5 protein-coding genes and 1 pseudogene are annotated in these 7,121 nt (G+C 69.0%); all 6 read right to left on the reverse strand.

The window, feature by feature from the left end:
- Positions 1 to 701, reverse strand: a 701-nt coding sequence (locus AQY21_RS08460; protein WP_058097263.1) for an ABC transporter ATP-binding protein, incomplete at its 3' end; no start/stop codon positions are given.
- On the reverse strand, positions 698 to 2,668 hold the full coding sequence (gene fhuB, locus AQY21_RS08465; protein WP_058097264.1) for a Fe(3+)-hydroxamate ABC transporter permease FhuB: 1,971 nt from the start codon (positions 2,666 to 2,668) through the stop codon (positions 698 to 700). The genes AQY21_RS08460 and fhuB, both read right to left, overlap by 4 nt.
- Positions 2,665 to 3,549 (reverse strand): ABC transporter substrate-binding protein, encoded by an 885-nt coding sequence (locus tag AQY21_RS08470; protein ID WP_058097265.1) that lies wholly within the window; start codon positions 3,547 to 3,549, stop codon positions 2,665 to 2,667. Before AQY21_RS08470 ends, fhuB begins: the two co-directional genes overlap by 4 nt.
- Complete coding sequence (locus AQY21_RS08475) at positions 3,543 to 5,690, reverse strand: TonB-dependent siderophore receptor (RefSeq protein ID WP_238986724.1); 2,148 nt, start codon at positions 5,688 to 5,690, stop codon at positions 3,543 to 3,545. Before AQY21_RS08475 ends, AQY21_RS08470 begins: the two co-directional genes overlap by 7 nt.
- 77 nt (positions 5,691 to 5,767) lie before the next feature.
- Positions 5,768 to 6,625 carry a helix-turn-helix domain-containing protein gene (locus AQY21_RS08480; RefSeq protein ID WP_238986725.1) on the reverse strand — a complete coding sequence of 286 codons (858 nt, stop codon included), beginning with the start codon at positions 6,623 to 6,625 and terminating at the stop codon, positions 5,768 to 5,770.
- 271 nt (positions 6,626 to 6,896) lie between these two features.
- A pseudogene (locus AQY21_RS29690) lies at positions 6,897 to 7,112 on the reverse strand (transposase); the annotation flags it as partial.
- Positions 7,113 to 7,121 lie beyond the last annotated feature (9 nt).

Here is a 7,121-nt window from a genome sequence, read left to right on the forward strand (position 1 = left end):
AGCAGCGCCTCGGGTGTCATCAGCGCGCCGATCGGCCCGTCCAGCAGCAGCAGCCCCGCCCCCAGGGCGACGACATGGTCGCAATAGCGCGCGGCCATGTTCAGATCGTGCAGCACGACGATGGCCGACATCCCCTCGTCGCGGCACATGCCATGCACCAGGTCCAGCACCTCGACCTGATGGGCCACGTCCAGGGCCGAGATCGGCTCGTCCAGCAGCAGCGTGCGGGCGCCCTGCGCCAGCATCATCGCGATCCAGCTGCGCTGACGCTCGCCGCCCGACAGGGTATCGACCAGACGGCCGCGCAGATGGCCGACATGGCAGCGGGCGATGGCGGCATCGACTGCGGCGTGATCCTCGGGGCGAAAGCGGCCAAGCGCGCCGCGCCAGGGAAAACGGCCAAGCGCCACCAGTTCCTCGACCAGCATCCCCTCGGCCGGGGGCGTGACCTGCGGCAGATAGGCCAGGTCGCGGGCCAGGTCGCGCGGTGCCCAGTCCGCCAGGTCGCGCCCGGCATAGGCGATGCGCCCCGCCGAGGGCCGGTTCTGTCCCGAGATCAGCTTCAACAGCGTCGATTTGCCCGAACCGTTGCGCCCGATCAGCGCCGTGACCATGCCGGGGCGGATCTCCAGGTCCAGCCTTTCGATCAGCCGGCGGCCCGGCACGTCATAGGTGACGCCCGACAGGGTGAACAGCGTCATGCGGCAGTCCTTTTCATCAGCAGGATGAACAGCCAGGGCGTGCCGATCAGCGTGGCGAACAGGCCCAGCGGCAGGTCATAGGGATAGCTGGCGGTGCGCGCGCCAAAGGCCGCCAGCAGCATCAGCACCGCGCCCAGCAGCCAGCTTCCGGCGCAGAAGGGCACGGCGCGGGCAAGGCCCATGGCGCGGGCCAGATGCGGCGCCATCAGCCCGACGAAGCTGACCGGGCCGACCAGCATGGTCGCCGCCCCGGTGGCCAGCCCCGCCAGCAGGATCAGCCCCAGCCGCACCCGAGCCAGCGGCAGGCCAAGCGCCCGGCCGACCTCGGCCCCCAGGGGCAGGATCTCCAGCCAGCGCGCGGCGCCGATCAGCATGGCCAGCAGCACCAGCGCCAGCCCGGCCAGGGCGGCGGCGCCCAGGGGCGACACCTGCGAGGCGCTGCCCGCCAGCCAGCCCAGGATCACCCAGGCCCGCCGGTCGTCCGAGGCCATGATCGCCCCCAGCACCGCCGAAGCCAGCGCGCCGATGGCCAGCCCCGCCAGCAGCAGCCGTGCGGGCGCCAAGTCGGCGCGCATCGCAAATCCCGCCAGCCCCGCCAACGCCAGCGCGCCCCCGGCCGAGGTTCCCAGCGCCAGCGCCAGCGGCCCGGCGCCATCGACGGCCATGATGGTGACCGCATAGCCCAGCGAGGCGCCGCCGGTGACGCCCAGCACCTCTGGCGCGGCCATCGGATTCGCGGTCAGCCGTTGCAGGATCGCCCCCGCACCGGCCAGTAAGGCGCCCGCCGAAGCCGCGGCAAGGATCGCGGTGGCGCGTAGCGGCAGAAAGGTCTCGCGCAGTTCCGGGGCGATGAAGCCCCAGCCCTCCGGGCCACGACCGCCGAACAGGGTCAGAACGGCCAGCACCAGGCAGGCTGCGGCCAGCCCGGCCAGCAGCCATGCGGGACGCGGGGCACGGTGGCTGCGGCGGTCGCCCGCCTCGGCCCGCTGCGGCACCTGCGCCTTCATCCGGGGCAGCAGCCAGATCAGCAGCGGCCCGCCGATCAGCCCGGTCAGCGTGCCGGTGGGCAGGCTCGGGCCTCCCGCGGCGGCCAGCGCCAGCAGCAGCCCGTCGGCCAGCGACAGCACCAGCGCCCCCGCCAGCGGCGCCAGCATCAGGCGCTGAAGCAGCGTCCGCGCGCCGAGGCTGCGGGCGATGGCCGGGGCGGCAAGGCCGACGAAGCCGACCAGCCCGATCTCGGCCGAGACCATCGCCGACAAGGCGACCGCCAGCAGCAGGGTCGCAAAGCGCAGCGGCGCCAGCCGCAGGCCAAGACCATGCGCGCCCTCGGGGCCCAGCGACATGACCATCAGCGGCCGCGCCAGCCCCGCGGCCAGCAGCAGCGCCGGGACCAGCACCAACGCCATGTGCCGGCAGCCCGACCAGTCCACCTGCGCCAGCGCGCCGCCGTTCCACATCACCAGCGACAGCAGGTAATGCCCCTGCGCCAGCGTCATCGCGGTCGCCACGGCCGAGGCCATCAGCCCGACCAGCATCCCGGCGATGGTCACCGTCACCGGGGCGAACCCTCGCCGCGCCCCCAGCGCCATGACCAGGGCTGTGGCCGCCCCCGCCCCGGCCAGCGCGATGGGCAGGTTGCCCGCCACCAGCCAGCCGGGAGCGAAGATCGTCGCCGCCACGATCGCCAGCTGCGCGCCGGAGGCCGTGCCCAGCGTCGTCGGATCGGCCAGCGGATTGCGCAGCACCGCCTGCATCAGCGCCCCGGCCAGCCCCAGCGCCGCGCCCGCCAGCAAGGCCAGGACCCCGCGCGGCATCAGCCCATAGGCCAGCAGGATCTGCTGGACGGTCATGTCGGAGGTCCGCCACGGCAGGCCGGGCCAGTCGGCCAGCGGCAGGGCCGACAGCGCGGCGATGCTCCACAGGGCCAGCGCCGTCACGGCACCCCCGGCAAGGATCATGCGGTTCATCCCCGGCCCTCCAGCGCGGCGACAAGCTCATGGCCGAAGCGCAGGGCCGAGGGGATGCCGGCAAAGGGCCGCAGCTCCGGCAGGCGGTGGACGCGCCCGGCCCTGACCGGCGGCAGGCTGTTCCACAAGGCCGCCGAACCCAGCCCCCGTTCGGCCTGGGGCGGGATGTGGCCCACGACGATCAGCCGGGCCTCGGGATAATCGGCAAGCCGTTCCAGCGGAATGGGCGCGGCAAAGGCAAAGCGCGTGCGCCCGGCCCATGCATTGCGCAAACCGATGGCTTCGAGCGCGCCGCTGAACAGGCTGTCGGTCCCGAAGACGCGGAGATGGCGGGAATCGCCCAGCTCGAACAGCAGGCAGTCGCGACGGGCAAAGGGCGCGGCGCGGCCGGCCAGCATGGCGAACTCGGACCGCGCGGCGGCTTGGAGGCGCGCGCCGGCGGCGGGATCGCCAAGCCGGTCCGCCAGCTCCCCCAGCAGCGCCATGACCTTGGGGAAGGCGGGCTCGTCGGCGACGTAAAGCGCGCGGGTAAAGACCGGCGCGATGCGTTCCAGACGCGGCTGGATGGCGCTGTAATAGCTGGAGGACAGGATCAGGTCCGGCGCGACGAGGCTGAGCGCCTCCAGATTGGGCGCCCCGCGCAGGCCAAGGTCGATGGTGTCCGGCGACGGTTGCATCACCGCGGCGTCGCGAAAACCGATCAGCTCGGCCAGCGCCGCGGGCGGGTGGCCGAGCGCCATCGCCGTTTCGGCCATGGCCCAGTCCACCGCCGCCAGCCGCATCCCGCCGGCCGCGAAAATCGGCCGCGCCCCGCCGGCCACCGCGCAAGCGGCAGCTAGAAGAGCGCGTCTTGTCAAGGCCTTGCCGGGCAGTGTCACCATTTACGCGTCAAGCTTGCCTGCACGGTGCGTCCGTCGCCGTAATAGCTGGAGTTCAGCCCGACAGCCGAGATATAGGCCTCGTCCGTCAGGTTGTTGACGTTCAGCCGGCCGACAAGACCGTTTTCCCATTCGTAGCTTGCGCCCAGATCCACCAGAGTCACCGCCTCAAGCCGCTGCGCATTCGTGTCCAAGGCCCAGCGAGAGCCGATATAACGCAGGCCGCCGCCCAGTTGCAGCCCTTGCATCGCACCGGACTGGAACTCGTGCGACAGCCACAGGCTGGCGGCGTGGCGCGGGGTGTTCGCCAGCTCGTTGCCGTCATTGTCGCCCGAGATTTCCGTCGAGGCATAGGTATAGGCGCCTTTGACCGACCAGCCCTCGCCGAACTCGGCCACGCCCTCCAGTTCCAGCCCGCGGATGCGCGCCTCGCCGATCTGGCGGGTGCCGGTGATCGGCTGCCCGCCGATCTCCTCGGTGACGGTGGTGTTGCGGTCGGTCTCGCGCAGATCATACAGCGCGGCGGTAAACAACCCGTCAAAGGCGCTGGGTTCGTATTTTGCCCCAAGCTCCCACTGCTTGCCATGGGTGGGCTTCAGCGGGTTGTTGTCGATGTCGAAACCCGGCTGGGGCAGGTATGAGGTCGCATAGGACGCATAGACCGAGACGCCGTTATCCCACAGATAGCCCAGACCCAGATGGCCGGTCAGTTGTTGGTCGTCGCGGGCATAATCGGTCGTGCCGAAATTCGTCGCGCTCTGGCCCTTTTGCCGGGTCCATTCGTAGCGCAGCCCGGCCGTCGCGCGCCAGTTGCCATATTCGATCTCGTCCAGCGCATAGACGCCGACCTGCCGCGCATCGACGGATTTGTTCGCAATATACCACGGCACCCCCAGGGTCACGCTGCCATAGAACGGCGCGGCATAGTCGATGGGCGAGATGCTGGAAAAGGCGGTATAGGCCCGCTCCTTCAGCTTCTGCGCATCCAGGCCGAAGGTCAGCTCATGGGTCATCGCGCCGGTGGTGACGCTGCCCGCCAGCCGCAGATCGGTGGCGATGGCACGGAATTTTTCCCGCTGGTTGATGAGACCCCGCCCGACCGAGGTGCCGGTGAGCCCGCTGATATAGACGCTGTCATAGTCCCAGTCGAAATCGGTGTAGCGCAGCGTGTTGTTCAGCCGCCAGCCATTGCCGAAATCATGCGTCAGGCCGAAGCTCAGCGTGCCCATCTTGCGGTCGCTGCGATTCAGCGAATCGTCGCCGAAATAGAACTCACGCAGGTCGCGGTCATCGACCTGCCCGATCAGCCCGGTCGGCACCCCGGTGGGCGAGATCGGCGCGTCACCGTGATAGCTGGCCATGAACTCCAGCTCGGTCGCATCGCTCAGCGCATAGCTGGCCGACAGTCCCAGATAGCCACGCTTGCTGTCGATTTCCTCGACATCGGTCTTGGCATTGCCGCCCTTGGAGGTGACGCGATAGGCGAAGCGGTCATCCACCACCCGGTTCGCATCGCCGAAGATCGCGGCCGAACCCTTGCTGTCGGCGCTGACGCCCAGCTCGGTGAAATCGCCGTCCGCCTGCGCGCGCTTCTGCACCATGTTGACCAGACCGGCGGGCGTTCCCGCCCCGTAAAGCACCGAAGCCGGCCCGCGCAGCACCTCGACCCGCTCCAGCCCGTAAAGCTCGAAGGCAGGCGCGCTGGTCGGGAACTGGGTCGAGCGCATCAGGCGCAGCCCGTCCAGGAACTTGTCGTTCTCGAGGTTGAAGCCGCGCAGATAGAGGCTGTCGAAGCGCGGATCGCCGCCATAGTTCTCGGTGATGATCCCGGCAGAATAGCTGAGCGCCTCGGACAGGTTCGTCGCCCCCTGGTCGTCCATCTGCGCGCGCGGCACGACCGAGACCGAGGATTGCGTCTCGAGGATCGGCCGGCGGGTCTTGGTCGTGGCCGAGGAATGCGCCAAGGTGCCGTCCAGCGGCGCGCTCGGGTTCTCGAACCCCTCGATGGTGACGGTATCCAGCACGACCGCGCCCATGAAGGTCTGGCGAGGGTCGTCCTGTTCCTGTGCGAAGGCGCCGGCCGCCGCGATGGCGAGCAGGCTGACGCCAAGGAGGAGTGGCTGGGCTTTGTTCATCTTGACCATTGTTCTATCCGCGGATGTTTCCGAGGCATTAACTCAGGTATTCAAGGGCTGTCTTGAACCATTCCGCGGTGTTTTGATCAGGAATCCTGCAATCCGCGCCGGCGCCAGACCGAGGGCGGAATGCCGTGGGCCGCGCGAAAGGCACGCGACAGATGTGCCTGGTCGGCAAAGCCGGTCGCATAGGCGATGTCGGCCAGCGACCGCGCCGGGTCACGGATCAGCTTGCGCGCCGCCTCCAGCCGGATGCGGGCCTGCCAGCGCTGCGGGGTTTCGTTCCGCAACTGCTTGAAGGCATAGGAGAACCGGCTTTCGGAAAGCCCTGCGACCTCGGCCATCTCGGCCACCGGAACATGCCGGTTCAGATTGTCGCGCAGATGGGTTTCGACCGCTGCGAACCGGCGGGCGGACAGCGCGCCGCTGGCCGGCGCAGGCGACTGAGGATGGGTGGCAAAGATCTCGGCCAAGGTGGCCGAGAGCAGCGCGTCGATCAGCATGTCGCCCCGGCGCGGCGCGCGGACTTCATCGGCGGCCATCCGGGCCAGGTTGGTCAGGCTGTCACTATGGCCGATCAGGCGCGGCCTGGACAGGTCAGGCCGCAGGTCCGCCGCCGCCATCCGTTGCCGCAATCCGCCGCTTTCCAGGTGAAAATCCAGGTGGGTCTTTTCATGCGGGGCCTCGATGCGGCTCCACAACGGCACGCCTTCCGGGACATAAAGCGCCTGGATGCCGCGATGCTCGACCGTATCCTTGCCGGCGCGCAATGCCACCGGTGGCGGCGCCTCGCCCAGAAAGATCACGATGCGCGGGTCCGGCGCGACATAGAACCCGCCACCGCCCGCCTCGCCCCGCACCGACCAGACATCGGCGATTACGCCCGCGAAGCGGCGAAAGGACAGCGGCGCCAGGGTGTGCAAGCCTTTGATGCGCGTCTCCATTCGGGGGCGGAATTCTCGGTAAAGCGGCATCTTCTCCAACGTGATCCCGTTTCGGGGCATTGCGTGGCCTGGCATTGCCAATGCCGGGAATTGTTGATCGAAAAAGTATGAATTTGCAAGTCTCCTTGCCTAGCCCCGCCATTATGCGGTCGGCATTGGGCCGAGGCTGTGTCAGAACTCGTCGGCGTGCTAGGTCACCGACCTCATATGTCCGCAACCAGATGCGCAGAGCTGCGAGTTGGACGGAGGCGAGGAAGTTGTCGTCGCGCTTGTCATAGCGGGCTGCGACGGCGCGGACGTGTTTGAGCTTGTTGAAGAACCGCTCGATCCTGTTTCTTTGTTGATAGAGGATCGGATCGAAAGCCGGACGGCGCTTTCGCGTCGGCATCAGCCGGATGCAGGTTCCGGCCCCGCGCGCGGCAAGGCTGCGATGCGGGCCATCGCTGTCGTAGCCCCGGTCGGCCAGCAGGGTCTGGCTGGTGCCGATGCTCCCGAG

The sequence above is a fragment of the Paracoccus sp. MKU1 genome (assembly GCF_001447385.1).
Classification (GTDB): Bacteria; Pseudomonadota; Alphaproteobacteria; order Rhodobacterales; family Rhodobacteraceae; genus Paracoccus.

What these genes read in the sequence shown, in the direction of transcription:
- fhuB (WP_058097264.1), bottom strand. Translation starts at nt 2,668, where the DNA reads ATGAACCGCATGATCCTTGCCGGGGGTGCCGTGACGGCGCTGGCCCTG.
- AQY21_RS08470 (WP_058097265.1), bottom strand. Translation starts at nt 3,549, where the DNA reads ATGGTGACACTGCCCGGCAAGGCCTTGACAAGACGCGCTCTTCTAGCT.
- AQY21_RS08475 (WP_238986724.1), bottom strand. Translation starts at nt 5,690, where the DNA reads ATGGTCAAGATGAACAAAGCCCAGCCACTCCTCCTTGGCGTCAGCCTG.
- AQY21_RS08480 (WP_238986725.1), bottom strand. Translation starts at nt 6,625, where the DNA reads ATGGAGACGCGCATCAAAGGCTTGCACACCCTGGCGCCGCTGTCCTTT.